The sequence below is a fragment of the Xanthobacter sp. SG618 genome (genome assembly GCF_012932745.1).
GTDB lineage: Bacteria > Pseudomonadota > Alphaproteobacteria > Rhizobiales > Xanthobacteraceae > Xanthobacter > Xanthobacter flavus.
In genome coordinates, this window is the sequence record NZ_JABBHL010000002.1 from 371,765 (window position 1) to 396,600 (window position 24,836).

A 24,836-nucleotide genomic window follows, 5' to 3' on the forward strand; every position below is an offset into this window, starting at 1 on the left:
GCGCGGTCATGCGGCTCCTCACGGGGTTCACTGGGTCGGCGCGGTGCCCGCGGCCGCTTCACCCGCGGGGGCGGTGGCCGAGGCAGTGAGCCGCCGGATGAGCTCGGCCCGAGAACGGACACCGGGCGGGGTGTCGCTGTCGGTGGTGATGTCGGTGGCGGTCTTGTTGGCGGCGGCAAGGTCGCCGGCCTTCAGCTCGGCCAGCGCCAGCGTCTCGCGCGCCGAGTGGCGCAGCGGGCCGGTGCCGTTGGCAATGCCGCCGATGCGCTGCTTCACTTCCGGCAGGCCGGCCGTATCGACCACCAGCAGGGCGGCACGCACCAAAGCGAGGTCACGGGCGAGCGGCGGCACGGAATTGTCGGCGGCAATGGCATCGAAGGCGGCGATGCCGGCCGCCTTGTCGCGGGCGGTGGCGGCGGCAGCGGCGCGGAACAGAGCGAGGGTGCGGTAGCCGGCCGGCCCGCTCTTGGCGATGGCGGCGAAGGCGGTCTCGGCCTCCTGCATCTTGCCGGCATCGAAGAGGGCGACGGCGCTCTGATAGGCCTCGCTGGCCTTCACCGCCTGCTCATGGCGCCAGTACTGGTAGCCGCTCCAGCCCGCCGCGGCGAGAATCACCAGCACGCAGGCGGCGATGATGACGCCGCCGAAACGGTCCCAGAGCTTGCGCAGGCGATCGCGCCGGAGGTCTTCCTCGATCTCGTGGAAAATGTCGGTCATGAGCTGAGAGCTTCGGGATCCAGGACTTGGGGATGGCCTGCCGAAGCAGGACCTTGCCGGCGACGCCGCACCGGGACGAGGGCGCGTAAAGTATCCATGCGGCCTCATCGTGGCAAACGGGCGTTTTTGGGGCGGCTCGGCCTTGGCATGGGGGCCACCCGGCGTAGGATACCCCCGCCCGATGGGGCACTGGATCGGGAGCCCGATGGGGAGCTATGGCCGTCACACCCCGCGCGAGCCCGTCTCTCGCCACCGCACAGTCATTTGAATACCGTCTCCAGCGCACGCCGGTCGGCGTCGTGCTGCTCGACGCGGATCTGCACATCCGTTCGGTCAATCCGGTGGCGATGCGGCTGCTCGCGCCGCCGGGGCAGCGGCTCGCGGGTGTGGATATCCTCTCGCTGCATCCCGGAGAGGCGCGGGACAAGGTGGCCTTTCTCGTCGAGCGGGCCCGCACCTCGCAGGACGGCACCTCCTCTTTGGTGGTGACCACCGCCATGGGCACGCTGGTCGCCAAGGTCAGCCGGCTCGAGGCAGCACCGGACGCCCCGCCCGACGGCTTCCTGATGATGATCCATGCCTTGGTCGAGGCGCCCATGATGGGCCGCACCCCCGGGGCCGATCTGGAGGTGGACGGTCTGGCGGTGGCGGGCGCGGAGGCCACGGCGGCTCTGTGCCCCCTCATGAAACTCCCGCTGGTGCGCGGCAAGGGCGACCTCATCAGCCTCATCGACGTGACCGAAGTCGCCTTCCTGGTGGCGCAGGGGCACTATGCGGAGGCACGCACCGCCACCTTCTCCGCCTTCTGCCCGAGGCCGCTCGCCGATCTGGAGCGCCGGCTCGATCCGGGCCAGTTCGTGCGCGTGCATCGGCGCTATCTCGTCAATATGCGCCATGTCCGCGCCGCCGCTCGTGAGGACGGCGGCTGGCATCTCGTCATGGCGGATGCCGGCGAGACACGGGTCCCGGTCAGCCGGGGCAAGGTAGCGGACATCCGGCGGCGGTTGGGTGTCTGAGGCGCGGAGCCGACTGCCGTTCGTGCAGCCCTGATGCCGTTGGTGCAGGACGCTCGTGGATCGCGCCTTCTGCTTTGAAGCCGGCTCCCTTCGCCGCCCATGGTCTCCCCGACGCGCTTCGGCGCCCGATGGAGGACGATGGATGACCGAAGCTGCCGCCGGCTTTCCCGCTTTGCCCTTCGCGCTCGAAGCGCCGGACCGCTACCTGACCTTCCAGGGCATCGATTTCGAGGGGAACATGAAGGTGGTGCTCACGCACCTGTTCCGCTACATCGACGACCCGGCCCACGGCAACGCCTTCTGGGACCGCTTCAAGGCCCGGCTGGCAGCCGCGGAGGCGGGCGGCGCCACGATCTGCGACAAGCTGCTGCTGCTCCATTCCCACGTCTATTACATGGTCGAGCTATTCGAGGAGCACGAGGACGAGGTCGCGCTGACCGACCTGAAAAGGCTGGAGGAAGAGTGCTTCTGATCGTCACCCGGCCTCGGGCGGCGGCGCGGGGCGGAAGCCGGCCCGCTTCAGCCGCACGATGGCGAGATCGAGGGCGGAGAGGAATTCGGACCGCGCGCGCGGCGAGAACGGCTTCGGACCTCCGGTGATGGCGCCGGCCGAGCGCAGATCTTCCATCAGGTTCCGGGTGGCGAGCTGCATGCCGATGGAATTGGCGGTAAAGGGTCGACCATCCGGCGCAATCACCGCCGCCCCGGCAGCGACACAGCGGGAGGCGAGCGGCACGTCGGCTGTCACCACCACATCCCCGCGCGAAACGCGGGCAGCGATGAAGTCATCAGCCGCGTCCGGTCCGGCAGGCACGATGACCCGCTCCACCAGCGGATGGCGGGGCACCATGAGCGGCGCATTGGCCACCACCAGCACACGGATGTGGTGGCGGAAGGCGACCTTGTATGCCTCCTCCTTCACAGGGCAGGCGTCGGCGTCGATGTAGAGGGCAATGGGCTCTTCGCGGGGGGCGCTCATGCCTGACCCATGGCAGGCCGGCGGCGCGGGAGCAAGGTGGGGCACCCCCCTCAGGCGGCGGGCGCCGGCTCCTCCGCCGGAGCATCGGTGGACTGGGACGAGGCGCGGCGCTTGCGCCAGGGAATGGCGATGTAGGCGAGGTTGTCCAGCATCCCGAGCAGCTTGCCGCCCTGCTCCAGCTCGCGGTCCAGCGCGGCCATGGTGGGCGCCAAGCCCGGATCCTCGTCCTTGAGCCAGGTGTCGAGCACGCGGGCGAACAGAACAGCCAGCCCCTTGGCCCTGACGCTGCCGGACAGGCCTGCGCAATCGATGCCGGCCGCGGCCAGCATCCAGCGCTGGGAGCCTTCGGAAAGGCGCAGCAGCGTCAGCGCGAGGGCCGGATCGCGACGGGCGGAGCGGGTGAGGCCGCGTATGGCCTCCCTGTGGGGCTCCAGCGCATCGAGGCGGCGCATGAGCACTTCGAACAACCGCTCGCGCGGCCCCTCCCCCGCCAGATCGTCGCTTTCGGGGCCGCCCTCGGCAAGCACCTGCCGATCGGTCGTTCGGAAGAAGGCGGCGAGGAGATCATCGCTCGATGCGAACGACGCACGCATCTGCGCCAGCGGCACGCCGCAATGCGCGGCCACCTCGGACAGCGAGATGGCGCGAAACGGCTTCTCGGCCAAAAGATCGAGAAAGCTGCGCAGGCAGGCCTCGCGCGCGGTCTCCGCAGTCATGGCCCTACTCCTCGATAAGAGACGATGCCCCTCAGCCGGCGAGTTCCTTGCCGCGCCGGGTGGCGGCGGCGACGGCCTCCACCATCAAGGGCGGAAAGCCGCGGCCTTCATCCATGAGAACGGCCAGCGCCGCCGCCGTGGTGCCGCCCGGGGAGGTCACGTTCTGGCGAAGCGTCGCGGCGGAAAGGTCGGACTGGTCCATCAGTGCCCCTGCACCGGCCACGGTCGCGCGGGCGATGCGGGCGGAGAGGTCCGCCGGAAGGCCAGCGGCCGCGCCCGCCTGCGCCATCACTTCGGCGAGGAGGAAGGCATAAGCGGGACCGGAGCCGGAGACCGCGGTCGCGGCGTCCATCAGCGCCTCGTCATCGACCCATTCGACGATGCCGATGGCACCGAGCAGCGCGGCGGTGAGATCCTTCTGCACCTGCGTCACGCCGGGCGAGGGCACCGCGACGCTCACACCACGCCCGATGGCGGCCGGGGTGTTGGGAATGGAGCGCACGATCGCGGCATCCGCGCCGAAGATGTTGCCCATGAACGCCATGGTGCGCCCGGCCATCACCGAGACGACAAGGGTACCCGGCTTCACGAGCGCGGCGACCGCCGGCAGCGCCTCGGGCGCCACCTGCGGCTTCACCGCGAGGAGCAGGACGGACGGCGCGGCGATGGCCGCGTGCGCGGGATTGACCAAGACACCTTTGGCCGCGAGCGCCGACGCTGATTCGGCCGTCAGGTTGGGATCGAGCACCACGGCCTTGTCCGCCGGGAGGCCCAGCTTGAGCCAGCCTTCCAGCATGGCCGAGCCCATCTTGCCGCAGCCGAGCAGCACCACCGGACCAGACAGGGATTTCAGCACGCTCTCGCTCATGACCGCCTCTTGAACCGGACCTTCTACGGGCACGCCCGCGTCCGCGGGCCCCGCAGAGGACATCACATAGAGGAGGCTCACGCCCCGCGCCACATCGGCGGCGGGGATTGCACCAACAGCGGGAACCAGAGGGCCGGCTGCCGCCGGCCCCGGTGGCGAGGCTCAGGCCTCGCCGACAGTCTCGAACATGGCCGTGTCCATGGCCTCACGGGCGGTCTTGCCGGCCCAGACCACGAACTGGAAGGCGGGATAGTAGCGCTCGACCGCATCGAGGGCGGCATCGAGGATGGCCTCGCACTGCCGGTCCGAGGCGGTGGCGCCGCCCGCCAGCACGAGCGCATGGCGGAACATGATGACGCCTTCCTGCGACCACATGTCGAAATGGCCCAGCCACATCTGCTCGTTGACGAGAGCGAGGAGCTTCAGCACCTCGGGGCGACGCCCCTCCGGCACCTTGAAGTCGAAGGCGCAGGCCACGTGGAGCGCCTCGAGCTCATCCATCCACTGGAACGAGACATGGCAGTCCGTCCAGCGGCTGGCGAGCGAGAGGGTGATCTCGTCCTCGTCGGAGCGCTCGAACGACCAGTCGCGCAGAGCAGCGAGCTGCTCCACGAGATCAACGGGGTTCGCCGGCGCATCGGCTTCGATGTCGATGAGAGACATGGCCTCGACCTCGCGGTGTGAGGAACGCGGAGAGGGTCGAAAGCGGCACTCCGTGTGACAGGCCACGGGCAGACAGGAGCCAGGGCATGCGCATGCGGCGTGCCGTTCGGAGGCTCGCCGTCAGGACATGTCCCGAAAGAGCGTGTCCTTCAAGAGAGCATCCTGGCGAGGCTGCGCCCCGTCGTATTCGAGCGCTACGACGAACCGGCTCCGAATCGCCACGAAAATCAGTATATCGCGGGTAAAGTTTTCCCCGCTACGACAGATTGTGTGTGCGCCACCCGTTCAGTGCCCTTTTGTCGCAGGGGCGGGAAGTCGCCGAATATTCCGCTGCGGAAGGTGTCAGGCGGCTCCGCTGGGCACTTCGGTCTCCGGGCCGGTCGGGCCGGAGGCGGTAGGATGGGTGTGGATGCGCAGGTTCGCCTCCAGCACGGCGATGCGCGCGGAGAGGCGCTCATTTTCCATGCGGGCCTCGGCGACCATGTCCTTCACAGCCTCGAACTCCTCGCGCTTCACGAGGTCCATGTCACGCAGGAAGCGTTCCATCTGCGACCGCATGACCGTCTCGGCCTCGCGGCGAACACCCTGGGCCACGCCAGCGGCATCGTTCACGAGACGCGCCATCTCGTCGAAAAGGCGACCGGTGGTCTGGGTCATGGGAGCCTCCTGAGGCCAAGCCCGCGTCATTCGCGGCAAAATCTGTCCGGCGCAGGCCGGTTCGGCGAACATGGCGACAGAGCGGGCGCGACGCAAGGGTGCAGCGCAACATCGCACAGCCGCGTCACCGACTGTCAGCCCTCGCGGCTGTAGCGGACGCAGAACAGGTCACGCCACGCGCCATCCGGCTGGCGCTGGCGCGAGGTGAGGGTGCGTGTGTCCTCACCCTCGAAGGTGATGACGTCCTGATAGTCGGCGCTGGCGCCGCTGCCGTCCATGGCGGGACCGCTTGTGTCGAGGGTCAGCGTCGTCCCGGCCGCATCGAGCCCGCCTTCATAGACCCACAGATGGCTCATCATGGAGCCGACCCAGCTGCCGACCACCCTGCCGCGCGCCGGATCGAAGCCGAGCGTCATGAGGCTCGCATGGACGCTGCCGTCTGGCATCTGAGAGGAGCCTTCCAGCAGCACCCAGCTGCCGAAAAGGCGCGCCGTTTCGCGCCCCTTGATGGTGCCCTCGCCGTCCGGCGCCGGCGCCTCCACGTTCCATTCGCCCACGAGCCGCCTCAGCCAGCATTCTTCCGGAGACTGCTCCCGCTCCGTCTGCGCTTCCATGGCGTGCTCCTCCGGTTTCGTCCCGAGATACCACCTGACCCAAGGGAAAATATGGCGCGACCGAAGGCGCCGGCGCCGGTGGCTTGACGCGCTCCGGCCGGTCGCGGCAGATGGCGCGCCGGTGCCGCCATACGGGGAGACAATGCCCACCCTCGCTTTGCCCTTCCCCGCCATCGATCCGGTGCTGATCCAGGTCGGACCGCTGGCCATCCGCTGGTATGCGCTCGCTTATATCGCCGGCCTCGTCATCGGCTGGCTGCTGGCGCGACGGCTGGTTTCCCGCCCGGCGCTGTGGGGCGGCACCTCGCCCATGACCCCTCAGGATCTCGACGACGCTTTGTTCTGGGCGACGCTGGGTGTGATCCTGGGCGGCCGGCTGGGCTATGTGCTGTTCTACAATCCGGCCTTCTTCGCGCAGAACCCGGCGGACATCTTCGCCGTGTGGAAGGGTGGCATGTCGTTCCACGGCGGGCTCGCCGGAACGCTGCTCGCGCTCGTGCTGTTCGCCCGCTCCCGCCGCATCCCCGTCTTCTCGATGCTCGATGTCGCCGCCGTGGTGGCGCCCATTGGGCTGTTCTTCGGCCGGCTCGCCAATTTCATCAATGGCGAGCTGTGGGGCCGGCCGGCGGATGTGCCGTGGGCCATCGTCTTCCCCCACGGCGGCCCCCCGCCGCGCCATCCGAGCCAGCTCTATGAGGCGGGCCTGGAGGGTATCGTCCTCTTTCTCATCATGCTGCTGGTGGTGCGCAGCGGCGAGCTGAGGCGCCCGGGCGTCGCCGCGGGCATCTTCGGCATAGGCTACGGCATCGGCCGCATCATCGGCGAATTCTTCCGCGAGCCGGACGTGCAGCTGGGCTATCTCGCCTTCGGCACCACCATGGGCATGTGGCTTTCGGTGCCGCTGGTGCTGGCCGGCCTCGGCCTGCTGCTCTACGCGCTGAAGCGCAAGCCGGCGCCGTGACCACGCCCCTCGAAGAGGAAATTCGGCTGCTGATCGCCGCCGAAGGTCCCATGCCCGTCGGCCGCTACATGGGGCTCTGCCTCGGCCATTCCCGGCACGGCTATTATGTGACGCGCGACCCCCTCGGCGCGCGGGGCGATTTCACCACCGCCCCCGAGATCAGCCAGATGTTCGGCGAGCTTCTCGGCCTGTGGGCGGTGGCCGCTTGGCAGCAGATGGGCGCACCGGGCCTGTTCCGGCTGGTGGAGCTCGGCCCGGGTCGCGGCACCCTCATGGCCGATGCCCTGCGCGCGGCGCGTCTCGTGCCGGCGTTCGGCGCGGCGGCGCGCATCCATCTGGTGGAGACAAGCCCGGTGCTGCGCGAGGCGCAGGCGCGGGCGCTCGTGGCACATGAGGAGCGGACCGGCGCGCGGGTCTCATGGCACGCCCGGATCGAGGATGTGCCCGCTGGACCGGCCATCGTCCTGGCCAACGAGTTCTTCGATGCGTTGCCGGTGGATCAGTATGTATGGACCGGCGCGGGCTGGCATGAGCGCAGGGTTGGCGTCGGTGCCCAGGGACAACTCACCTTCGGCCTCGACGCCGCCCCCTCCCGCATGGCGCCCACCCTCGCCGCTCACCTGCCGCTGCCCTCACCGGGCGCCGTCCTGGAAGTGATGGAAAGCGGACCCGCGCGTGCGCTGGCCGGACGCATCGCCGCCGAGGGGGGTATCGCCCTCGCCATCGATTACGGCCATGCCGGCGGCCATGGCGACACATTGCAAGCGCTCAAGGCCCACCGCTTCGCCGATCCCCTCGCCGATCCCGGCGAGGCCGATCTCACCGCTCATGTGGACTTCGCCCGCCTTGCCCTGCTGGGGCAGGAAGCCGGGCTAAAGGCGTTCGGGCCGCTGGAGCAAGGCGATTTCCTCGCCCGCCTCGGCCTTGCCGCCCGTGCCGACCGGCTGATGCGCGATGCCGCGCCCGAGGCCGCGGCCGCCATCGCCGCGGCAGCGCGCCGCCTCGCCGGAACGGGGGATGGCGAGATGGGGCGGCTGTTCAAGGTGCTCGCGCTCGCCCATCCTCACCTAGGCACGCCGCCCGCATTCGACCCGTCCGAGGAGTTCAACCGATGAAGATCGAGGCGCCCCTGCTCAGCGCCCTGCCCGGCATCCGCCATGCCTTCTTCACCCGTCGGGGCGGCGTCTCGCAGGGCATCTATCACAGCCTCAACGGCGGCACCGGCTCCAATGACGATCCCGCCGCCGTGGCGGAGAACCGCGCCCGCATGGCCGAGGCGCTGGGCGTCGCGCCCTCGCACCTCCTGGCCTGCTGGCAGGTCCATTCCGCTGACGCGGTGGTCGCCACCGAGCCGTGGACCCGCGAGACCGCACCCAAGGCCGACGCGGTCGTCACCGCGACGCCCGGCATCGCCGCCGCCATCTCCATCGCCGATTGCGGGCCGATTCTGTTCGCCGATCCCGGCGCGCGGGTGGTGGCCGCCGCCCATTCCGGATGGAAGGGGGCGGTCGGCGGCATCGTCGCCGGGACCGTCGCACGTATGGAGGAACTCGGGGCGCGGCGCGCCAATATCCGCGCCGTCATCGGGCCGCTGATCCGCCAGCCGAGCTACGAGGTGGGCGAGGAATTCGTCGGGCGTTTCCTCTCCGAGGACAAGGGCTTCGCCCGCTTCTTCGCCCCCGCCGACCGGGCGCACCATTCCCTGTTCGACCTGCCCGGCTTCATCCGCCTCAGGCTCGAGCAGGCGGGCGTGGGGCAAGTGCAGGACCTCGGCCTCGACACTTATACGGACGAAGAGCGCTTCTTCTCCTATCGCCGGACCACCCACCGCAAAGAGCCGGACTACGGCCGGCTGATGGCCGCCATCACCCTCGCCTGACGTTGCGGAAATACCGATGAAATCTTCCGATGCCGTCCTGCTCATCGTCCCCGGCTGGCAGGGCTCAGGCCCCGACCACTGGCAGAGCCGATGGGAACGCAGCCTCTCCGCCGCCCGGCGGGTGATGCAGGCCGACTGGGACCGGCCCGACCCAACGGAATGGCCGCGCCGCCTGGCCGAAGCGGTGGCGGCGGCGGACAAGCCGGTAGTGGTGATCGCCCATTCGCTCGGCGTGCCAACCCTCGTCCATGCCGTACCGCTGCTGCCGGCGGGCAAGGTGAGGGCGGCCTTCCTCGTCGCCCCGCCCGACATCGATCGGGCGGACATCGACCCCGCCATCGCCGGCTTTGCGCCGGTACCCACGGCGCCCCTGCCCTTCCCCTCCGTGCTGGTGGCGAGCCGGACCGATCCCTATTGCGACTATCGCCGCGCCGAAGGCTTCGCGCTCGACTGGGGGGCGGCCATCGTCGATGCGGGCGATGCCGGGCACATCAACGCCGAGGCGGGCTATGGGCCGTGGCCGGAGGGCTCGGTGCGCCTGCTCGGCCTTCTCCAGTCGCTGGGCTGAGGCGGCGGAAGGCTTAAGGAGCCATCAACCACATCCCGCGGCCGGCACTGACCTTCCGGTATTTCCTGCAGCCGTTAACCGCACTTTAACCGTTTTTCTGGACCCGGCCGCCATTTCCCGCTACCCCTTCGGCGACAAGCTCAACGCCGGGAGCCGTCATGCGGGTATCAGTGGCAGGGGTCGTGGACGCAGCAGCGGAACGCGCGGGAACTCCCCATGCGGCACGCCGCTTCATCTCCCCACTTCGCCTTGCCGGGCTGGCCCTGTGCCTCGCCCTCGGTGCCTGCCAGACCGACGGCTCGGGCATGGCGAACTCCGGCGGTGGCGGCGCGGTCGCCTTCGACAGCATCGACGGGCCGCCCCAGGCCACCTTCGAAAAGCTTGTGGGTCAGCTCAATTCCGAGGCGGAGACGCGGCGCGTGGCGGTTGCCTCCCGCTCCAGCGGCGCCGCCTACCGGGTCAAAGGCTACCTCGCCATGCACGTCCAGAAGGGCACCGCCACAGTGGCCTACGCCTGGGACGTCTACGACCGCAACCAGAACCGGGTCGCCCGACTTTCCGGCGAAGAGCCGGCCGGGCGGGTGAAGGGCAAGGTCGCGGACGGCTGGGCCGCCTGCGACGACAAGGTGCTCGCCCGCATCGCCGACAAGTCCATGGCCAGTCTCGCCGAAACGCTCGGCGTCGGCGGCACGGCGCCCGCACCGGTCGCCACGGCCACCGCCTCAGCTCCCGCGGCGCAGGACGAAAAGCCCGCGACGGCCGAGCCCGCGATCCGGCCCGATCCTGCCGGAGTGCCCGTGGCGGCCCTCGAAACGTCCGGCACGGTCCTCGGATACGCCGCGAACTGACCGGGCGACACGACATTCCAGCAACAGCCGGCGCGGACGATGGGGTGGCCCCGCCTTCTGCCACGCCGTGGCTCTTTACAACATTGTGACGGCCCGCCTATCAGAGCCGGACAAGTCTCGTTTCCGACCCTTCGATCAGGCCCGGTGCCGGGCGGAGCGTCCCAATGTCAGCGGAGAACGGTCCCATGAAGCTCGTCGCGGGCAATTCCAACCGCGCGCTCGCTGAAGCCATCGCCGCTTATCTTGCGACGCCGCTCACCAAGGCGGTGGTCCGCCGCTTCGCGGACATGGAGATCTTCGTCGAGATCCAGGAGAACGTGCGCGGACAGGACGTGTTCGTGGTGCAATCCACCTCGTTCCCGACCAACGATCACCTGATGGAGCTGCTCATCATCATCGATGCGCTGCGCCGCGCCTCGGCCAAGCGCATCACGGCGGTGCTGCCCTATTTCGGCTACGCCCGCCAGGACCGCAAACCCGGCCCGCGCACGCCCATCTCCGCGAAGCTGGTCGCCAACCTCATCACCCACGCCGGTGCCGACCGCGTGATGACGCTGGACCTGCACGCCGGGCAGATCCAGGGCTTCTTCGACATCCCGACCGACAACCTCTATTCCGCGCCCGTGATGGTGCGGGACATCAAGGAGCGGTTCGACACTTCCAACGTCATGGTCGTGTCGCCGGACGTGGGCGGCGTGGTCCGCGCCCGCGCGCTCGCCAAGCGCATCGACGCCCAGCTCGCCATCGTCGACAAGCGCCGCGAGCGGCCGGGCGAGAGCGAGGTGATGAACGTCATCGGCAATGTGGAGGGCCGCTCCTGCATCCTGGTCGACGACATCGTTGATTCGGGCGGCACGCTGGTGAATGCGGCCGATGCGCTGCTCGCCCGCGGCGCCAAGGAAGTCACTGCCTACATCACCCACGGCGTGCTTTCGGGCGGAGCGGTGGCGCGCGTCACCGCTTCCAAGCTGAAGGAACTGGTGATCACCGATTCCATCCTGCCCACCGAGGCCGTTCGGGTGGCGCGCAACATCCGCGTCGTCTCCATCGCCACGCTCATCGGCGAGGCGATCGCCCGCACCGCGCACGAGGAATCGGTCTCCAGCCTGTTCGACTGAGGCTTCAGTTTAGTCCCGGGGAGAGGCGCCCGATCCGTTCGCCTCTCCTTCCACCCCGCCCTTGCGCTGCAGCCACAGCATGACGAGCCAGCAGGTGGAGGCCCAGGCGGCGCCGAGCGCCCAGCCGCCGACCACGTCGGTGGGCCAGTGCACGCCCAGATAGATGCGGCTGATGCCGACGATGACGGTGATCGCCGCCGCCCCACCCAGGAGGAACAGCTTCACCCGCGTGCGCTTCTGCGTGCGGGCGAGCAGGGCCGCGAGGGTCAGGTAGACCACCGCGGCGAGCATGGCGTGGCCCGAGGGAAAGCTCTGGGAATAGACCGACATTCCATGGGGCACGAGGTCCGGCCGGGGGCGGTCGAAGCCCCATTTCAGGCCTTGCGACAGGATCGTTCCGCCTGCCACCGACACCGCCACAAGCAGCGCCGCATGGCGCTTGCGGGTGAGGATGAGGAAGAAGATCACTGCCAGCGTCAGCAGGGTGAGCACGCTTGTGCCGCCGAGCGCGGTGAGATCGCGCATCATCTCCTCCACCCAGGGCGGGCCGAGGGGATCGGACGGGTCGGCGGGATTGCGCAGCGCGAGGAGGATGCCCCGGTCGAGACTGCCGGGCGGGCCTTCCGTCACCTCGTCGGCGACGACGAGGAAAAGATAGAAGGCGAAAGCGATGAAGCCGACGACGACCAGCGTCGCCCGCTCCATGGTGCTCACCGAGGCGAGCAGCGGGCCGACGATGGGAAGGCCTTCGAGACGGTGAAGGCCGCGCTTCAGAAGGGAGAGGGGGGGCGTATCGCTCACCCGGCAAGGTTTGGCCGGACAGGACGCGTGCGTCAACTCCCCCAACGGAAAGGAGCGACGCCGATGCCGGCGCCGCCCCTTTATCCGTCGCAAATCTCAGGCGCTCAGGCCGCCTGCTGCTTCGGGCGCACCTCAGCCGAATAGGAATCCATCAGCTGGTGGGTGATGCCGGAGGGGGTGAAGGTCCAGTCGGCGATGGAGCCGACCGGGGTCACTTCAGCCGCCGTACCGGTGACGAAGCACTCGGAGAAGCCGGTCAGTTCCTCCGGCTTGATGTGGCGCTCCACAACCTCGATGCCGTGACGGCGGGCGATGTCGATCACCGTGCGACGGGTTATGCCGTCAAGGAAGCAGTCCGGGGTGGGGGTGTGGATCACGCCGTCCTTGATGAAGAACACGTTGGCGCCGGTGCACTCGGCCACGTAGCCGCGATAGTCCAGCATCAGCGCATCGGCGAAGCCGCGGCGCTCGGCCCGGTGCTTCGAGATGGTGCAGATCATGTAAAGGCCGGCGGCCTTGGCGCGGCAGGGGATGGTCGCCGGATCGGGACGGCGCCACTCGGACAGATCGAGGCGCAGGCCCTTGAGGCGCTGCTCGGGATCGAAATAGCTCGGCCACTCCCACACGCCGATGGCGAGGTGGATGGTGTTCTTCTGGGCGGCGACGCCCATCATCTCGCTGCCACGCCACGCCACCGGGCGGACATAGGCGTCGACGAGACCATTCTTCTCGAGCGTCGCTTTCTTCGCGGCGTCGATCTCGCCGATGGTGTAGGGGATGGTGAAGTCGAGCATCTCGGCCGAGAGGCGCAGGCGCTCGGAATGCTCGGCACTCTTGAAGATCTCGCCGCCATAGGCGCGCTCGCCCTCGAACACCGTGCTGCCGTAGTGCAGGCCATGGGACAGCACGTGCAGCTTGGCATCGGCCCACGGCACGAAGACGCCGTCGTACCAGATCCAGCCGTCACGTTGGTCGAAGGGGACACCCTGAGCGCTCATCTTCTCAACTCCTGTTCAGACCGCGTCGTGCGCGCAGCTTCCCCCCTGCGTCACCGCAGCTTTCCAGCGGTCCCGCATGGGGATATCTTTACGCCTGCTTACAAAGCCGGCAAAGCCGCGAAACGATCGAACCAGTTGGGCGATGCCCGCGACCGATCATTTCGTGGAACACGCTCTTTGGGTAACGATCAAAACGAAAAAAGTCAACATGGCTGACATAAATTCCGCGCTCGCCCTGACGGACGCACCCAAGACCGCCGCCGATGCCCCCGCTCCGACGTCTGTCGAGGCCGCACCGCTGGTGGATTTTGTCGAGCTGCTGTTCTTCGCCTATCGCGATTTCGTGGCCGATCCGGACGAGATCCTAGCGCCCATCGGCTTCGGGCGCGCGCACCATCGCGTGGTCCATTTCGTCAACCGGCATCCGGGGATGCGCGTAACCGACCTGCTCGACATCCTGCGCATCACCAAGCAGAGCCTGGGCCGGGTGCTGCGGGAACTGGTGGATGAAGGCTTCGTGGAGAGCCGGGCCGGCGCCTCCGACCGGCGTCAGCGCCTGCTGTTTCCTACCGCCAAAGGCGAGACCCTTGCGCGCGAGTTCGTGGCGCTGCAGAGCCGGCGCATCGAGACCGCGCTGGAAGCCAGCGGACCGGAAGGCCGGGACACGGTGCGGCGCTTTCTTCTCGCCATGATCGACCCGGAGGATCGTGTGCCCGTGGAGCGACTGATCGAGCGGGCGGATCGCTCCGCACGGGCGCGGCGTGGGTGAAGCGCGAACTGCCGCTGATCTTTGCCGCCAGGTTCCTGACTCCCGGCTCCTGCCGCCGATGCGGCCACCAGAAAACGAGACCCAGATGATCCTTCGCGCTTTCCGGGAGGCCCCGCACCATGGCTGAGGCCGCGACCGTCGCCTTGGCCGACGACGCCCCCCATCTGCTCGTGGTGGACGACGACAGCCGCATCCGTACGCTCTTGTCCCGCTTCCTTACTGAGAACGGCTATCGCGTCAGCACCGCCGCCTCCGCCGCCGAGGCGCGGGCGCGACTGGAGGGCCTCGCCTTCGACCTACTGGTCCTCGACGTGATGATGCCGGGCGAGAGCGGCCTCGACCTCGCCCGCGACCTGCGGCGCGGCTCTGCCGTTCCCATCCTCATGCTCACCGCCCGTTCGGAGACCGCCGACCGCATCACCGGCCTCGAAGCCGGCGTGGACGACTACCTCGCCAAGCCCTTCGAGCCGCGCGAACTGCTGCTGCGCATCGGCTCCATCCTCAAGCGCGCCCTGCCGCCGCCGCAGAAGGCCATCGAGAGCGTGCGCTTCGGCGAGTTCGCCTTCCATCTGGAACGCGGCGAGCTGACCCGCAACGGCGAGATCGTGCGCATCACCGAGCGCGAGCGCGACATGCTGCGGGCGCTGGCCGAGGCGCCCGGCGATACGGTGCAGCGCCTCGCGCTGGCCGGCGGCGGAGCGGCGAGCGAGCGCGCCGTCGACGTGCAGGTGAACCGCCTGCGCCGGAAGCTCGAGCGCGACCCCGCCAATCCCGTCTATCTCCAGACGGTGCGCGGCATCGGCTATCGGCTGGTGGTGACGCCTTGAGCGTGGCGGAGAGTCCTTCAGGCGTCCGGCACTGGGCGAGGCTGGTTCTCGTCTGGCTGAGAGACACCACCAACGGCTTCGCCGCCTGGTTCAACCGGGTGACGCCGAAAGGGCTCTATCCGCGCTCGCTTCTCATCATCGTCACACCGATGGTGATCCTGCAATCGGTGCTGGCCTTCGTCTTCATGGAGCGCCACTACAATGTGGTGACGCGCCGCCTCTCCGCCGCCGTCAGCCAGGACATCTCCGCTGTCGTCTCGCTCTACGACATGCTGCCCAAGGCCAACGACCACATCGCCCTGCGCTCTTTCGCCTCGCGCAACCTATCACTCAACGTAGCGGTGCTGCCGCCCACCGATCTGCCACCTCCGGGGCCAAAGCCCTTCTTCTCGGTGCTGGACGCCGCCCTCTCCCGCGAGATCGGCCTCCGCCTGAAGCAGCCCTTCTGGCTCGACACCGTGGGCCGTTCCATGCTCATCGAAGTGCGGGTGAAGATGGATGACGCGGTGCTGCGCATCTTCGCCCCGCGCAATGCGGCCTACGCCTCCAACTCGCACATCTTCCTGCTGTGGATGGTCGGCACCTCGCTGGTGCTGCTGGCCGTCGCCATCCTGTTCCTGCGCAACCAGATCCGCCCTATCGAGAACCTGGCCGACGCCGCCGAGGCCTTCGGCAAGGGGCGCGACGTGGAGAATTTCCGCCCCCGCGGCGCCCGTGAGGTCAGGCGGGCCGCCATCGCCTTCCTGGAGATGAAGCGGCGCATCGAGCGGCAGATCGAGCAGCGCACCACCATGCTCGCCGGCGTCTCCCACGACATGCGCACCATCCTCACCCGCTTCAAGCTGGAGCTGGCCTTCCTGCCGGAGGGCGAAAGCGAGGCACTGAAGAAGGATGTGGACGAGCTTCAGGGCATGCTGGAAGCCTACCTCGCCTTCGCCCGCGGCGACCCCGGCGAGCAGGCCGCCCTCACCGACATGGGAGAGCTGATCGAGGACCTGCGCCTCAATGCCGAGCGCGACGGCGCCACCGCCACGGCGAGCTTCATGGGACCACCTCTGGTGGAGGTGAAGGCCGACCAGCTCAAGCGCTGCATTGGTAACCTCGTGAACAATGCGGTGCGCCATGCGCGCCGCATCGCCATCTCCGGCACGCGGGATGCGCGCTACCTGATCGTGACCGTGGATGACGACGGCCCCGGCATTCCCGAGGAGAAGCGCGAGGAGGTGTTTCGCCCCTTCCTGCGCCTCGACGATGCGCGCAACCAGGATGCCGGTGGCTCCGGCCTCGGCCTCTCCATCGCGCGCGACATCGCCCGCGCCCATGGCGGCGACATCCAGCTCTCCGACAGCCCCATGGGGGGCCTCAGGGCGACCGTGCGCATCCCAGTCTAGCCCATTCTTTGGGCATGCCCGAAGCTTGGGCTTGCCCCTCTTCGCCGGCTGATGATCCACTGGAGGGATGGACAAGCTGCCCCCGCCTCCACCCTTCCAGCCCTCGGATTTCGCCCAGACCCATCCGGGCCTCGCTTTGCTGCGCCTCGCCGCGCTTCTGGCCGAGGGGAGCGAAGCGGACGAGGAGACGCTCGACATGATGTTCGAGCAGATGGAGGTCGGGGCGCTCGATGGTCTCGCCCCCGGCGACATCTGGGCGGAATTTTCCCGCGGGCTGATGGGAGCGCGGCCGGGCGCCATGGTGAAGGCGCTGCGCGAATGCGGGGTGCTGGAACAGCTCTTCCCGGGAATCTCCGCGGTCTTCGGCATCCCGCAGATCACCGACACCGCGGACGAGATCGACCTCGGGGTCCTCCTCGTCGCCTCGCTCAACGAAGCGGGGCGACGGGCGGCGCCGCTGGAGGTGCGCACGGCACTGCTGCTGATGCACGCTGGGAAATCGGATTCCCCGCGCGAGCATCTACCCGTCCACTATCGCCACATCGAGCGCGCCATCCCACGCATCGCGGCCGCCTGCGACCGCTACGACGTGCCCGAGCGCTGCCGCGACCTCGCGCTGCTGTCCCTCCACGAATGCGAGCGGGTGCAGCGCGCCTCGCCGGTCCGCGCAGGGCCGCTGGCCGCCATGCTGGACCGCACGGGAGCCTTCCGGGATCCCGAGCTGTTCGAGGCGCTGATGCTGGTCGCCACCTGCGACTATTTCGGCCATGGCGATCGCATGGGCGAAACCCACCCGAAGGTGGAGCTGCTGCGGGCCGCCCGTGACGCCTGCGCCAGCCTCGAAGAAGGCGGGCTCGACACCGACGATATCGCACTCGCCCGCGCGCAAGCCATTGCCACCGCGTTCAAATCCGAGCGCTGGGCGCAGGCGTGAGGATCAGAACAGGCGGCCGCCGTCCGGCACCTTGAGGCTCGGCGAGATCAGCACCACCGCGCCGTTCTCGTCGGGAAAGCCGAGGGTCAGTACCTGCGACATGAAGGGGCCGATCTGGCGCGGCGGGAAATTCACCACCGCCGCCACCTGCCGCCCCACCAGATCCTCCGGCGTGTAATGCACGGTGATCTGCGCCGACGACCGTTTCACGCCGATCTCGGGCCCGAAATCGATGGTCAGCTTGAAGGCGGGCTTGCGCGCCTGGGGGAAGGGCTCCGCCGCCACGATGGTGCCGACGCGGATATCGACCTTCAGGAAATCGTCGAAGGTGATGAGGGGGGATGCTTCGCGCTCGTCTGACATGATGACCTGCCGCTGGAACTGCCCGCTTATAGGCCATCTCCCGCGACCTCGGCGAGGCATGCCTGCCCCTCCGCGACCAGCCGCGAGCTTGACAGTGAAGGGGGGCGAAAATATTAACCCCGCGTTAACCATACCCGGGCGGGGGAGCGGACAAGTGACTTTCAGGACACGGATTTTTGCCGGCTTCCTCACCCTCTCGACCATCGGCGCGGCGCTGCCGGCCATGGCGCAGGAGCAGGCCTATGACCGCGCCGGGCGCTGGACCATCTCGGTGGTCTATGACGGCAACCGGTTCGGCTATTGCGCGGCCGACATCGACAACGGCAAGGTGCAGTTCCGCATTGGGACGGATGGGAAATCCTGGCAGATCGGGGTGCCTTACTATGGCAATGTCTCCGGGCCGATGGATGTCTATTACGGCTTCGGCGGGGCGGCGGAGATGGGGACGTTCCATGCGGAGGGGGATGGCTGGGCCTCCATGATGATCAATGGCGACCAGGTTAACGCCTTCAGAACATTGCCGGAATTCTCGGTGAACCTGGACCGGGGGGAGCAGACGTTCAAGCTGGCAGGGGCCGCCCAGGCGCTGGACAAGGCCATGGAGTGCGCGCGCAACCGGGGCCAGAAGGCGTCCCCGCCCCCTGCCCCGCAGCAGAACGCGACCAACGGCAAGAACTGCCCACCCTTCGGCACCATCCGCTCGCAGAACAGCAATGCGCCGGTGAAGGTGATGTTCGTAAATGAATCGAACATTCCGCTCAACATCATGTGGATCGACTTCAACGGCGAGTGGAAGAAGTATCATACGCTCATGCCGCACTCGAATGTGGTGCAGCCGACCTATGGAACACATCCCTGGATCGCCGTGGATTCCCGCGGAGCCTGCCATGGCGGCGTAATGTACGGCAATCCCGCCTCGCGCACCGAAGGCGACAACATGTTCCAGATCTGGGACTGAGGGACGCCGGCCGAAGGGCCTGCCCTGTCCTGGCAGGGCGGCCTGACCGCCTGTTCCGGGGGTGTTTCACCGGGTGTTCGGTGGGGGTATCGGTGGGGTTAGGGTGGCAGTTCAGCTGACAGTCGGGCGGCAGGAGGCCGGCGACACGACAATAGCACTATAATACCGTCTGAATTGAGCGCTCCGAAGTCGTCTGGCAGGCGCTCGTGGACGGACTCGCCTTGCAGAGGGCCGCAATCATTCTTACAATCTAAAGTAAGAAATTGTGGAGGCGATCGTGCGCATCACATCCAAGGGCCAGGTCACGATCCCGGCCGACATCCGGACCAAGGCCGGCCTGCTGCCAGACACCGAAGTGGAATTCAGCTTCGACGGGCAGGTCGTCACCCTGCGGCCGACGCGAGCCCGGAAGGAAAGCCGCGGCGCGCGCCTCGTGCGCCAGATGCGCGGTCGCGGCGACGTCGCTCTTTCCACCGATGCCATCATGGCGCTGACGCGGAAAGGGTGATGGGCACGGTCTTTATCGACAGTAACATCCTGCTGGATGTATTGACCGAAGACCCCAAATGGTTCGACTGGTCCAGCGCCGCCCTTGCCGCGGCAGCGGACCGGAACCGCCTTGTCATCAATGCCGTGGTCTATGCGGAAGTCTCGGTGCGGTTTTCCCGTATCGAGGATCTGGAAGCGGCCTTGCCGGCCCAACTGATCGAGCGCGAAGCCATTCCCTTCGAGGCCGCATTCCTCGCCGGCAAATGCTTCCAGACCTATCGCCGACGCGGCGGCGCACGCACCTCCCCACTGCCGGACTTTTTCATTGGCGCACATGCGGCCGTGGCGGGGTATGATCTGATGACGCGGGATGTAGGACGGTACGAGACTTATTTTCCAAAGCTCATATTAGTTAGGCCTCAATGAGGCCCTGAAGGAATACAATCAGAAACAAGAACCTCTTGGCAGGCGGCGATGAGCGAGATCGATATACCGTCGATAAAACAGAGACTTTGGCATCGAATGCGGGGCGATCTAACTAGTTTGGTCCCGTATTTTTCAGATAACGATCTGCTCTTATGCCCCACCTGCTTCAGGCGCCTTGGCTTTGAAGACTTTTCGGTTGAACATATAATTCCGAAACAAGCGCTAGCGTGCGACCCGCCGGAAGCACGACTGGCTATCCCACAAAATGAGCGTAGCGGACTCACGTTGTTATGCCGTCGCCCGCTAATTATAAAGAACAGAAAAATACCGGGAAATGGATGCAATAGCTGGAAGGGAAAATATTATGACCCATCAATTCGAGAATTCATTCAGTCTGACCTGAATGAAACTATAATTAGTACGCGTCATCAAATTTCTTTATTTTCGGTCGGATATTTAGCTTTATTCAGGGAGTTTGGATATCAAATATCACTTTTAACCAGCGGACTTTTAATGAGATCCCAATATTTCAACCCCAATTCATTCGTTAAAAATATTCCAGTAACGTCTCAAATTATTTTAGCCGGCGAAAAAATATCGAATTACAGCGAAAACGAACGAAATTATTGGAGCGACCCGTTTAAAATCACAGTCAATGAAAATTCTGCGCAAATTGTTATGCGGAATGCATGTTTCTCGATGCCCTTAAGCCGAGATCCGCGCAAGCCTCTTGCAAGATCCCTACTTTATGTTCCTCCCAAATACACTTTCAGACCAGACCTAAGAACCGCTTTTGATTGAGTATAGGCTCAGGCGGGAAAATTCGTTTTGGCTCTGGATGCATCCAACATCTGATTGCCCTTATGCTAATGCCCCTCACCCCTCAAACCGCTCCACAAACTCCGCCACCCGCCGGTCCACCCGCACATCCCGCCCGGTGATCGCCCGCACCAGCGAGAGGCCTTCCAGCGTCCGCGCGCGGGAGAGGGCCACGTAGGCCTGGCCGGGCGCGAAGGCGCCGTCGGCGAAGTCGATGCGGACGTCGGTGAGGGTGAGGCCTTGAGCCTTATGCATGGTGAGGGCCCAGGCGGGGGCCAGCGGAAGCTGGGTGTAGGTGCCCACCACCTGCGCATCCAGGCGGCCGCCGGGCTCGTCCCAGCCGTAGCGGATGCGTTCCCAGGTGAAGGCCTCGATCTCCACGCTGGGGCCGGAATCGAGCTTCACCAGCGCCGAATGGGGGCCGAGGCCGGTCACCGTGCCCACCGAGCCGTTCACCCAGCGCCGGGCGGGATCGTTGCGCAGGGCCATGACGCGGGCGCCGCGCTTCAGCACCAGCTTTTCCGCCACCGGCAGGCGGTCGCCCTCCAGCCCGAACTCGCCCTTGAGCAGCCCGCCGAATTCGCGCCCCTCGTCGGAGAGGGCGGCGAGGCCGCGGGCGTTGTAGGCGTCGGCGCGGGCATTGGTGGGGGTGAGGAGAACGGGCTGCGTGCCCTCGCGGTGGGGGCGCACGCAGGCTTCGTTCAGCGCCTCCGCCGCCTCGCGGGCGCCGCGGCCCCGGCGCAAGGCGTCGAGCATGGCGATGAAGGCGCGGTCGGTCTGGCGGTGGACGAAGGTGAAGGGCACGCCCGTCACCTCCCGCCCGTCCAGCGCCTTGGCATGGAAGGCGAACGGCCCCTCATAGCCCATGCGGCCCAGCATCTCCTGCTCGGCATAGGGCACCACGGGGGGCAGCTGGAGGAAATCGCCCACCAGCACCATCTGCACCCCGCCGAAGGGCTCGGAATTGTCGCGGGCGATGCGCAGCGAGATGTCCACCGCGTCGAGCAGGTCCGCCCGCACCATGGAGATCTCGTCGATCACCACCCGGTCGAGCTTCTTCAGAAGGCGCCGCACCTGGGCGCGGGGCTTCACCTCGTCCGGGTTCTGAAGGCGCGGCGGAATGCCGAAGAAGGAATGGATGGTCTGCCCGCCCGCCTGCAGCGCCGCGACGCCGGTGGGCGCCAGCACCACCTGCCGGCCGCGTGGGGCCTTCCTCAGTTCGTGCAGGAAGGTGGTCTTGCCCGTGCCCGCGCCGCCCAGCACCATGATGAGCGGGGCCTTCGCCTCGATGGCGGCGAGCGCCCGTTCGGCCGCATCCGCGCCGGGGGCGGGAAGGCCGGCGTCCTCCGGGGCAGCGGGCAGGTCGCTCACGGGGTGGGGTCGCTCACGAGATGAGACCGTTCAAGAGATGAGGCCGACCTCGCGGGCGAGGTCGATGAGGGGGCGCTGGGGCCGGGCGCCCATCTGGCCGATGATCTCCCCCGCCGCCAGCGCACCGAGGCGCAGGCTGGTGGCCGGGTCGAGGCCGCTTGTGTAGCCGGTGAGGAAGCCGGCGGCGAAGAGGTCGCCCGCGCCGGTCGTGTCCAGCACGTGCTCCACCGGATGGGCCGGCACGCTCACCACCGCCGCGCGGGTGACGAAGGAGGCGCCCTTTTCCGAGCGCGTCACCACGGCTTCCTTCGCATCCCGGCGTAGGGCCACCACGGCCGCGTCGAAATCGGCGGTCTCGTAGAGCGACTTCAGCTCGCCCTCATTGCAGAACACGAGGTCCACGGTGCCGGAGATGATGAGGTTCTTGAACTCGGCGCGGTAGCGGTCCACGCAGAAGGTGTCGGAGAGGGAGAGCGCCACCTTGCGGCCGGCGCCGTGGGCGATCCTGGCTGCGGCGAGGAAGGCCTCCTTGGCCGCCGGCGGGTCCCACAGATAACCTTCCAGATAGGTGACGGCCGCGCTTTCCACCATGGCGGCGTCGATGTCGGCGACCACGAGGTTCTGCGCGGCGCCGAGATAGGTGTTCATGGTGCGCTCGCCGTCCGGCGTCACCAGGATGAGGCAGCGCGCGGTGGCCGGGCCATCGGCGGCGGCGGGGGTGCCATAGGCGACGCCGGCGGCGCGGATGTCGTGGCCGAACACAGTGCCGAGCACGTCGTCCTTCACCTTGCCGATGAAGCCGGCCTTGCCGCCCAGCGAGGCGACGCCCGCCGCGGTGTTGGCGGCCGAGCCACCGGAGGCCTCGGTGCCCGGGCCCATGGCGGCGTAGACCGCCTCCGCCCGCGCCTCGTCGATGAGCGCCATGCCGCCCTTGGCCATGCCGTTGGCGGAAAGGAAATCCTCCTCGGCGCGGGAGAGAACATCGACGATGGCGTTGCCAATGGCGAGGACGTCGAGGGCAGCAGTCACAGGAAGTCTCCGGAAGATTCGGCGAGGGGTAGCATTCACCCTGATGCGGTGCAATCGCCGGGCCGGCTCGGGCGCTGTCCGCCGGGGCCGGCACCTACCCCTTAACCTTTTCGCAAGGAATGGCGCCCGCCCCGGCCGGCCCGGCGCCTTCGCACTTGCAACGGGAGCGACGTTCTGAACAATTCCGTCAGTCTGCTCACAGAAGGGGCCTGCCCGAAGCTCAGGCGGATGTGCGCGTTGCGGAGCGTCACGAGACGTGATGCCGCGCGGCGGCTCCCGGATGCTAAAGGCAGGACCAGCGGCCGCCGGCGGGGGCACGGCGCGTCGGGATTCACGGCGACGAGAGGGACCATGTCGCGCAGGTATTTCGGAACGGACGGCGTGCGCGGGCGCGCCAATGCCTCGCTCACGGCGGATCTGGCGCTGAGGGTGGGCATGGCTGCGGGGCTGGTGTTCCAACGCGGCGACTATCGCCACCGGGTGGTCATCGGCAAGGACACGCGGCTGTCCGGCTACATGATCGAGAACGCGCTGGTGGCCGGCTTCACCTCGGTGGGCATGGACGTGCTGCTGCTCGGCCCCATGCCGACGCCGGCGGTGGGCATGCTGACCCGCTCCATGCGCGCCGACCTCGGCGTGATGATCTCCGCCTCGCACAATCCGTTCGACGACAACGGCATCAAGCTGTTCGGCCCGGACGGCTTCAAGCTCTCCGACGAGGTGGAGCGCGAGATCGAGGAACTGATCGACGAAGACCTCGCCAAGCGCCTCGCCAAGCCCGCCGAGATCGGCCGCGCCCGGCGGCTGGAGGGCGTGCACGCCCGCTATATCGAATATGCCAAGCGCACCTTGCCGCGGAACCAGTCGTTCGAGGGCATCCGCGTGGTGGTGGACTGCGCCCACGGCGCCGGTTACCGCGTGGCGCCGGAGGCCCTGTGGGAGCTGGGCGCCGAGGTGATCTCCATCGGCGTCGAGCCGGATGGCATGAACATCAACCGGGACGTGGGCTCCACCTCCCCCGCCGCGCTCGCCGCCAAGGTACGCGAAGTGCGCGCCGACATCGGCATCGCCCTCGATGGCGACGCCGACCGGGTGATGATCGTGGACGAGAAGGGTCACACGGTGGACGGCGACCAGCTCATGGCCGTGATCGCCGAGAGCTTCAAGGAAGACGGACGCCTCGCCCGCGACGGGCTGGTGGCGACCGTCATGTCCAATCTCGGGCTGGAGCGGCACCTCGCCGGCGAGGGCATCACGATGGCCCGCACCGGGGTGGGCGACCGCTACGTGCTCGAGCGCATGCGGGCGGATGGCTACAATGTGGGCGGCGAGCAATCCGGCCACATCATCCTGTCCGACTATTCCACCACGGGCGACGGCCTCGTCGCGGCGCTTCAGGTGCTGGCGGTGGTGGCGCGGCAGGACAAGCCGGTCTCCGAAGTCTGCCACCGGTTCGATCCGCTGCCGCAGATCCTCAAGAACGTGCGCTATCTCGACGGGGCGCCGCTGGAAAACGAGAAGGTGAAGATCGCCATCGCCGACGCCGAGCGCCGCCTCTCCAACCACGGCCGCCTACTCATCCGCCCCTCGGGCACCGAGCCGGTCATCCGCGTGATGGGCGAGGGCGACGACAGGGATCTGGTGGAGACCGTCGTGGACGAGGTGATCGACGCCCTCCAGCGCGCCGCCGCCTGAGCGGGGCGCATTCGTCCGCAGCAGTCGCCCTCCGGCCTGACCGGGGGGACCGGACCGCAACGCAACGCCGGTGCACCCCTCTCCTCCGTCATCGCCCGGCGTGTCCGGAAGTCGGGTTCTGCCGACTTCCGTTCTCAAGGACGGAACCCGGCAGCAGCCGGGTTCCGGGCGATCCACGGTTGGGCCGGGATGAACCGGCAGACAGCGCGCAGGCCGATGGGTGGATCCCCCGGACAAGCCGGGGGATGACGGTGGTGAGAGATGGCCACGACACGGCACGAAGACGCGCTGCCGCTGCTCCGAATTCCCTTGCCGCGCCAGAGCTTAACTCTTCATCAGGGTTAATCCGGCTTTAAGGCTCC

General features: G+C 67.7%; 29 protein-coding genes. 17 read left to right on the plus strand and 12 right to left on the minus strand.

Features of this window, described 5'->3' with window-relative positions:
- Positions 1–27: 27 nt before the first annotated feature.
- Positions 28–717 (minus strand): tetratricopeptide repeat protein, encoded by a 690-nt coding sequence (locus FHT36_RS07225; RefSeq protein WP_169121828.1) that lies wholly within the window; start codon positions 715–717, stop codon positions 28–30.
- Positions 718–932: 215 nt separating this feature from the next.
- Between FHT36_RS07225 and FHT36_RS07230 the strand changes: the two genes are divergently transcribed.
- Positions 933–1,733, plus strand: a complete 801-nt coding sequence (locus FHT36_RS07230; RefSeq protein ID WP_169121829.1) for a LytTR family DNA-binding domain-containing protein — start codon at positions 933–935, stop codon at positions 1,731–1,733.
- A gap of 142 nt (positions 1,734–1,875) precedes the next feature.
- Positions 1,876–2,205 (plus strand): N(2)-fixation sustaining protein CowN, encoded by a 330-nt coding sequence (cowN, locus tag FHT36_RS07235; RefSeq protein ID WP_169121830.1) that lies wholly within the window; start codon positions 1,876–1,878, stop codon positions 2,203–2,205.
- 3 nt (positions 2,206–2,208) lie between these two features.
- Here the strand turns inward: cowN and FHT36_RS07240 are convergent, their stop codons facing one another.
- From FHT36_RS07240 to FHT36_RS07265, 6 genes are all read right to left on the minus strand, one after another.
- On the minus strand, positions 2,209–2,712 hold the full coding sequence (locus tag FHT36_RS07240; protein ID WP_169121831.1) for a YaiI/YqxD family protein: 504 nt from the start codon (positions 2,710–2,712) through the stop codon (positions 2,209–2,211).
- 50 nt (positions 2,713–2,762) lie between these two features.
- Complete coding sequence (locus tag FHT36_RS07245) at positions 2,763–3,428, minus strand: TetR/AcrR family transcriptional regulator (RefSeq protein ID WP_210257609.1); 666 nt, start codon at positions 3,426–3,428, stop codon at positions 2,763–2,765.
- 31 nt (positions 3,429–3,459) lie between these two features.
- Positions 3,460–4,296: a pyrroline-5-carboxylate reductase gene (gene proC, locus FHT36_RS07250; protein WP_169121832.1), complete on the minus strand. Its 837-nt coding sequence runs from the start codon at positions 4,294–4,296 to the stop codon at positions 3,460–3,462.
- A gap of 162 nt (positions 4,297–4,458) precedes the next feature.
- On the minus strand, positions 4,459–4,959 hold the full coding sequence (locus tag FHT36_RS07255; protein ID WP_029556717.1) for a YbjN domain-containing protein: 501 nt from the start codon (positions 4,957–4,959) through the stop codon (positions 4,459–4,461).
- Positions 4,960–5,301: 342 nt separating this feature from the next.
- Positions 5,302–5,616, minus strand: coding sequence for an accessory factor UbiK family protein (locus tag FHT36_RS07260; protein ID WP_169121833.1), 315 nt, complete (start codon positions 5,614–5,616; stop codon positions 5,302–5,304).
- Between the two features lie 134 nt (positions 5,617–5,750).
- The gene (locus tag FHT36_RS07265) at positions 5,751–6,230 is read right to left on the minus strand and encodes a DUF1579 domain-containing protein (protein WP_169121834.1); all 480 of its coding nucleotides are present in this window, start codon (positions 6,228–6,230) and stop codon (positions 5,751–5,753) included.
- Positions 6,231–6,372: 142 nt separating this feature from the next.
- Between FHT36_RS07265 and lgt the strand changes: the two genes are divergently transcribed.
- From lgt to FHT36_RS07295, 6 genes are all read left to right on the plus strand, one after another.
- On the plus strand, positions 6,373–7,191 hold the full coding sequence (gene lgt, locus FHT36_RS07270; protein WP_169121835.1) for a prolipoprotein diacylglyceryl transferase: 819 nt from the start codon (positions 6,373–6,375) through the stop codon (positions 7,189–7,191).
- Positions 7,188–8,306, plus strand: coding sequence for an SAM-dependent methyltransferase (locus tag FHT36_RS07275; RefSeq protein WP_348644391.1), 1,119 nt, complete (start codon positions 7,188–7,190; stop codon positions 8,304–8,306). Before lgt ends, FHT36_RS07275 begins: the two co-directional genes overlap by 4 nt.
- A complete protein-coding gene (pgeF, locus tag FHT36_RS07280) occupies positions 8,303–9,070 on the plus strand; it encodes a peptidoglycan editing factor PgeF (protein WP_169121836.1) in 768 nt (255 codons plus the stop codon). Before FHT36_RS07275 ends, pgeF begins: the two co-directional genes overlap by 4 nt.
- Positions 9,071–9,086: 16 nt before the next feature.
- Positions 9,087–9,638, plus strand: coding sequence for an alpha/beta hydrolase (locus FHT36_RS07285; RefSeq protein ID WP_169121837.1), 552 nt, complete (start codon positions 9,087–9,089; stop codon positions 9,636–9,638).
- 158 nt (positions 9,639–9,796) lie between these two features.
- Positions 9,797–10,486: a hypothetical protein gene (locus tag FHT36_RS07290; protein WP_210257610.1), complete on the plus strand. Its 690-nt coding sequence runs from the start codon at positions 9,797–9,799 to the stop codon at positions 10,484–10,486.
- 164 nt (positions 10,487–10,650) lie between these two features.
- A complete protein-coding gene (locus FHT36_RS07295; protein WP_024277085.1) occupies positions 10,651–11,604 on the plus strand; it encodes a ribose-phosphate pyrophosphokinase in 954 nt (317 codons plus the stop codon).
- Between the two features lie 9 nt (positions 11,605–11,613).
- Here FHT36_RS07295 and FHT36_RS07300 read toward each other — a convergent pair whose 3' ends face one another.
- Complete coding sequence (locus FHT36_RS07300; RefSeq protein WP_229646478.1) at positions 11,614–12,405, minus strand: phosphatase PAP2 family protein; 792 nt, start codon at positions 12,403–12,405, stop codon at positions 11,614–11,616.
- A gap of 104 nt (positions 12,406–12,509) precedes the next feature.
- The gene (locus FHT36_RS07305) at positions 12,510–13,403 is read right to left on the minus strand and encodes a branched-chain amino acid aminotransferase (RefSeq protein ID WP_169121838.1); all 894 of its coding nucleotides are present in this window, start codon (positions 13,401–13,403) and stop codon (positions 12,510–12,512) included.
- Between the two features lie 208 nt (positions 13,404–13,611).
- On the opposite strand from FHT36_RS07305, the gene FHT36_RS07310 reads away from it, so the two are divergent.
- The 4 genes from FHT36_RS07310 (at position 13,612) to FHT36_RS07325 (ending at position 17,324) form a co-directional block, all read left to right on the plus strand.
- Entirely contained in the window at positions 13,612–14,172 is a 561-nt protein-coding gene (locus FHT36_RS07310) for a MarR family winged helix-turn-helix transcriptional regulator (RefSeq protein ID WP_169122207.1), read from the plus strand.
- 119 nt (positions 14,173–14,291) lie between these two features.
- Positions 14,292–14,999 (plus strand): response regulator, encoded by a 708-nt coding sequence (locus tag FHT36_RS07315; RefSeq protein WP_169121839.1) that lies wholly within the window; start codon positions 14,292–14,294, stop codon positions 14,997–14,999.
- Between the two features lie 56 nt (positions 15,000–15,055).
- Complete coding sequence (locus FHT36_RS07320; protein WP_229646880.1) at positions 15,056–16,390, plus strand: ATP-binding protein; 1,335 nt, start codon at positions 15,056–15,058, stop codon at positions 16,388–16,390.
- 67 nt (positions 16,391–16,457) lie between these two features.
- The gene (locus tag FHT36_RS07325) at positions 16,458–17,324 is read left to right on the plus strand and encodes a tRNA nucleotidyltransferase (RefSeq protein WP_169121840.1); all 867 of its coding nucleotides are present in this window, start codon (positions 16,458–16,460) and stop codon (positions 17,322–17,324) included.
- Positions 17,325–17,327: 3 nt separating this feature from the next.
- Here the strand turns inward: FHT36_RS07325 and FHT36_RS07330 are convergent, their stop codons facing one another.
- Positions 17,328–17,687, minus strand: coding sequence for a tRNA-binding protein (locus FHT36_RS07330; RefSeq protein ID WP_169121841.1), 360 nt, complete (start codon positions 17,685–17,687; stop codon positions 17,328–17,330).
- Positions 17,688–17,841: 154 nt separating this feature from the next.
- Between FHT36_RS07330 and FHT36_RS24825 the strand changes: the two genes are divergently transcribed.
- The 4 genes from FHT36_RS24825 to FHT36_RS07350 all read left to right on the plus strand — a co-directional run bounded on the left by FHT36_RS24825 (position 17,842) and on the right by FHT36_RS07350 (position 20,361).
- Positions 17,842–18,645, plus strand: a complete 804-nt coding sequence (locus tag FHT36_RS24825; RefSeq protein WP_169121842.1) for a hypothetical protein — start codon at positions 17,842–17,844, stop codon at positions 18,643–18,645.
- 277 nt (positions 18,646–18,922) lie between these two features.
- Positions 18,923–19,153 carry an AbrB/MazE/SpoVT family DNA-binding domain-containing protein gene (locus FHT36_RS07340; RefSeq protein ID WP_169121843.1) on the plus strand — a complete coding sequence of 77 codons (231 nt, stop codon included), beginning with the start codon at positions 18,923–18,925 and terminating at the stop codon, positions 19,151–19,153.
- Positions 19,153–19,560: a type II toxin-antitoxin system VapC family toxin gene (locus tag FHT36_RS07345; RefSeq protein ID WP_169121844.1), complete on the plus strand. Its 408-nt coding sequence runs from the start codon at positions 19,153–19,155 to the stop codon at positions 19,558–19,560. The genes FHT36_RS07340 and FHT36_RS07345 overlap by 1 nt, the downstream gene beginning before the upstream one ends.
- Positions 19,561–19,608: 48 nt before the next feature.
- Positions 19,609–20,361 (plus strand): hypothetical protein, encoded by a 753-nt coding sequence (locus FHT36_RS07350; protein WP_169121845.1) that lies wholly within the window; start codon positions 19,609–19,611, stop codon positions 20,359–20,361.
- A 75-nt stretch (positions 20,362–20,436) separates the two neighbouring features.
- Here FHT36_RS07350 and FHT36_RS07355 read toward each other — a convergent pair whose 3' ends face one another.
- A complete protein-coding gene (locus tag FHT36_RS07355; RefSeq protein ID WP_348644393.1) occupies positions 20,437–21,750 on the minus strand; it encodes a DEAD/DEAH box helicase in 1,314 nt (437 codons plus the stop codon).
- A 30-nt stretch (positions 21,751–21,780) separates the two neighbouring features.
- The gene (locus FHT36_RS07360; RefSeq protein WP_169121846.1) at positions 21,781–22,779 is read right to left on the minus strand and encodes an adenosine kinase; all 999 of its coding nucleotides are present in this window, start codon (positions 22,777–22,779) and stop codon (positions 21,781–21,783) included.
- 351 nt (positions 22,780–23,130) lie between these two features.
- Between FHT36_RS07360 and glmM the strand changes: the two genes are divergently transcribed.
- Complete coding sequence (gene glmM / locus FHT36_RS07365; RefSeq protein WP_169121847.1) at positions 23,131–24,474, plus strand: phosphoglucosamine mutase; 1,344 nt, start codon at positions 23,131–23,133, stop codon at positions 24,472–24,474.
- Positions 24,475–24,836: the final 362 nt, after the last annotated feature.

Coding starts and splice junctions, on each gene's coding strand:
- FHT36_RS07225 (WP_169121828.1), bottom strand. CDS start 717: ATGACCGACATTTTCCACGAGATCGAGGAAGACCTCCGGCGCGATCGC.
- FHT36_RS07230 (WP_169121829.1), top strand. CDS start 933: ATGGCCGTCACACCCCGCGCGAGCCCGTCTCTCGCCACCGCACAGTCA.
- cowN (WP_169121830.1), top strand. CDS start 1,876: ATGACCGAAGCTGCCGCCGGCTTTCCCGCTTTGCCCTTCGCGCTCGAA.
- FHT36_RS07240 (WP_169121831.1), bottom strand. CDS start 2,712: ATGAGCGCCCCCCGCGAAGAGCCCATTGCCCTCTACATCGACGCCGAC.
- FHT36_RS07245 (WP_210257609.1), bottom strand. CDS start 3,428: ATGACTGCGGAGACCGCGCGCGAGGCCTGCCTGCGCAGCTTTCTCGAT.
- proC (WP_169121832.1), bottom strand. CDS start 4,296: ATGAGCGAGAGCGTGCTGAAATCCCTGTCTGGTCCGGTGGTGCTGCTC.
- FHT36_RS07255 (WP_029556717.1), bottom strand. CDS start 4,959: ATGTCTCTCATCGACATCGAAGCCGATGCGCCGGCGAACCCCGTTGAT.
- FHT36_RS07260 (WP_169121833.1), bottom strand. CDS start 5,616: ATGACCCAGACCACCGGTCGCCTTTTCGACGAGATGGCGCGTCTCGTG.
- FHT36_RS07265 (WP_169121834.1), bottom strand. CDS start 6,230: ATGGAAGCGCAGACGGAGCGGGAGCAGTCTCCGGAAGAATGCTGGCTG.
- lgt (WP_169121835.1), top strand. CDS start 6,373: ATGCCCACCCTCGCTTTGCCCTTCCCCGCCATCGATCCGGTGCTGATC.
- pgeF (WP_169121836.1), top strand. CDS start 8,303: ATGAAGATCGAGGCGCCCCTGCTCAGCGCCCTGCCCGGCATCCGCCAT.
- FHT36_RS07285 (WP_169121837.1), top strand. CDS start 9,087: ATGAAATCTTCCGATGCCGTCCTGCTCATCGTCCCCGGCTGGCAGGGC.
- FHT36_RS07290 (WP_210257610.1), top strand. CDS start 9,797: ATGCGGGTATCAGTGGCAGGGGTCGTGGACGCAGCAGCGGAACGCGCG.
- FHT36_RS07295 (WP_024277085.1), top strand. CDS start 10,651: ATGTCAGCGGAGAACGGTCCCATGAAGCTCGTCGCGGGCAATTCCAAC.
- FHT36_RS07305 (WP_169121838.1), bottom strand. CDS start 13,403: ATGAGCGCTCAGGGTGTCCCCTTCGACCAACGTGACGGCTGGATCTGG.
- FHT36_RS07310 (WP_169122207.1), top strand. CDS start 13,612: ATGGCTGACATAAATTCCGCGCTCGCCCTGACGGACGCACCCAAGACC.
- FHT36_RS07315 (WP_169121839.1), top strand. CDS start 14,292: ATGGCTGAGGCCGCGACCGTCGCCTTGGCCGACGACGCCCCCCATCTG.
- FHT36_RS07325 (WP_169121840.1), top strand. CDS start 16,458: ATGGACAAGCTGCCCCCGCCTCCACCCTTCCAGCCCTCGGATTTCGCC.
- FHT36_RS07330 (WP_169121841.1), bottom strand. CDS start 17,687: ATGTCAGACGAGCGCGAAGCATCCCCCCTCATCACCTTCGACGATTTC.
- FHT36_RS07345 (WP_169121844.1), top strand. CDS start 19,153: ATGGGCACGGTCTTTATCGACAGTAACATCCTGCTGGATGTATTGACC.
- FHT36_RS07350 (WP_169121845.1), top strand. CDS start 19,609: ATGAGCGAGATCGATATACCGTCGATAAAACAGAGACTTTGGCATCGA.
- glmM (WP_169121847.1), top strand. CDS start 23,131: ATGTCGCGCAGGTATTTCGGAACGGACGGCGTGCGCGGGCGCGCCAAT.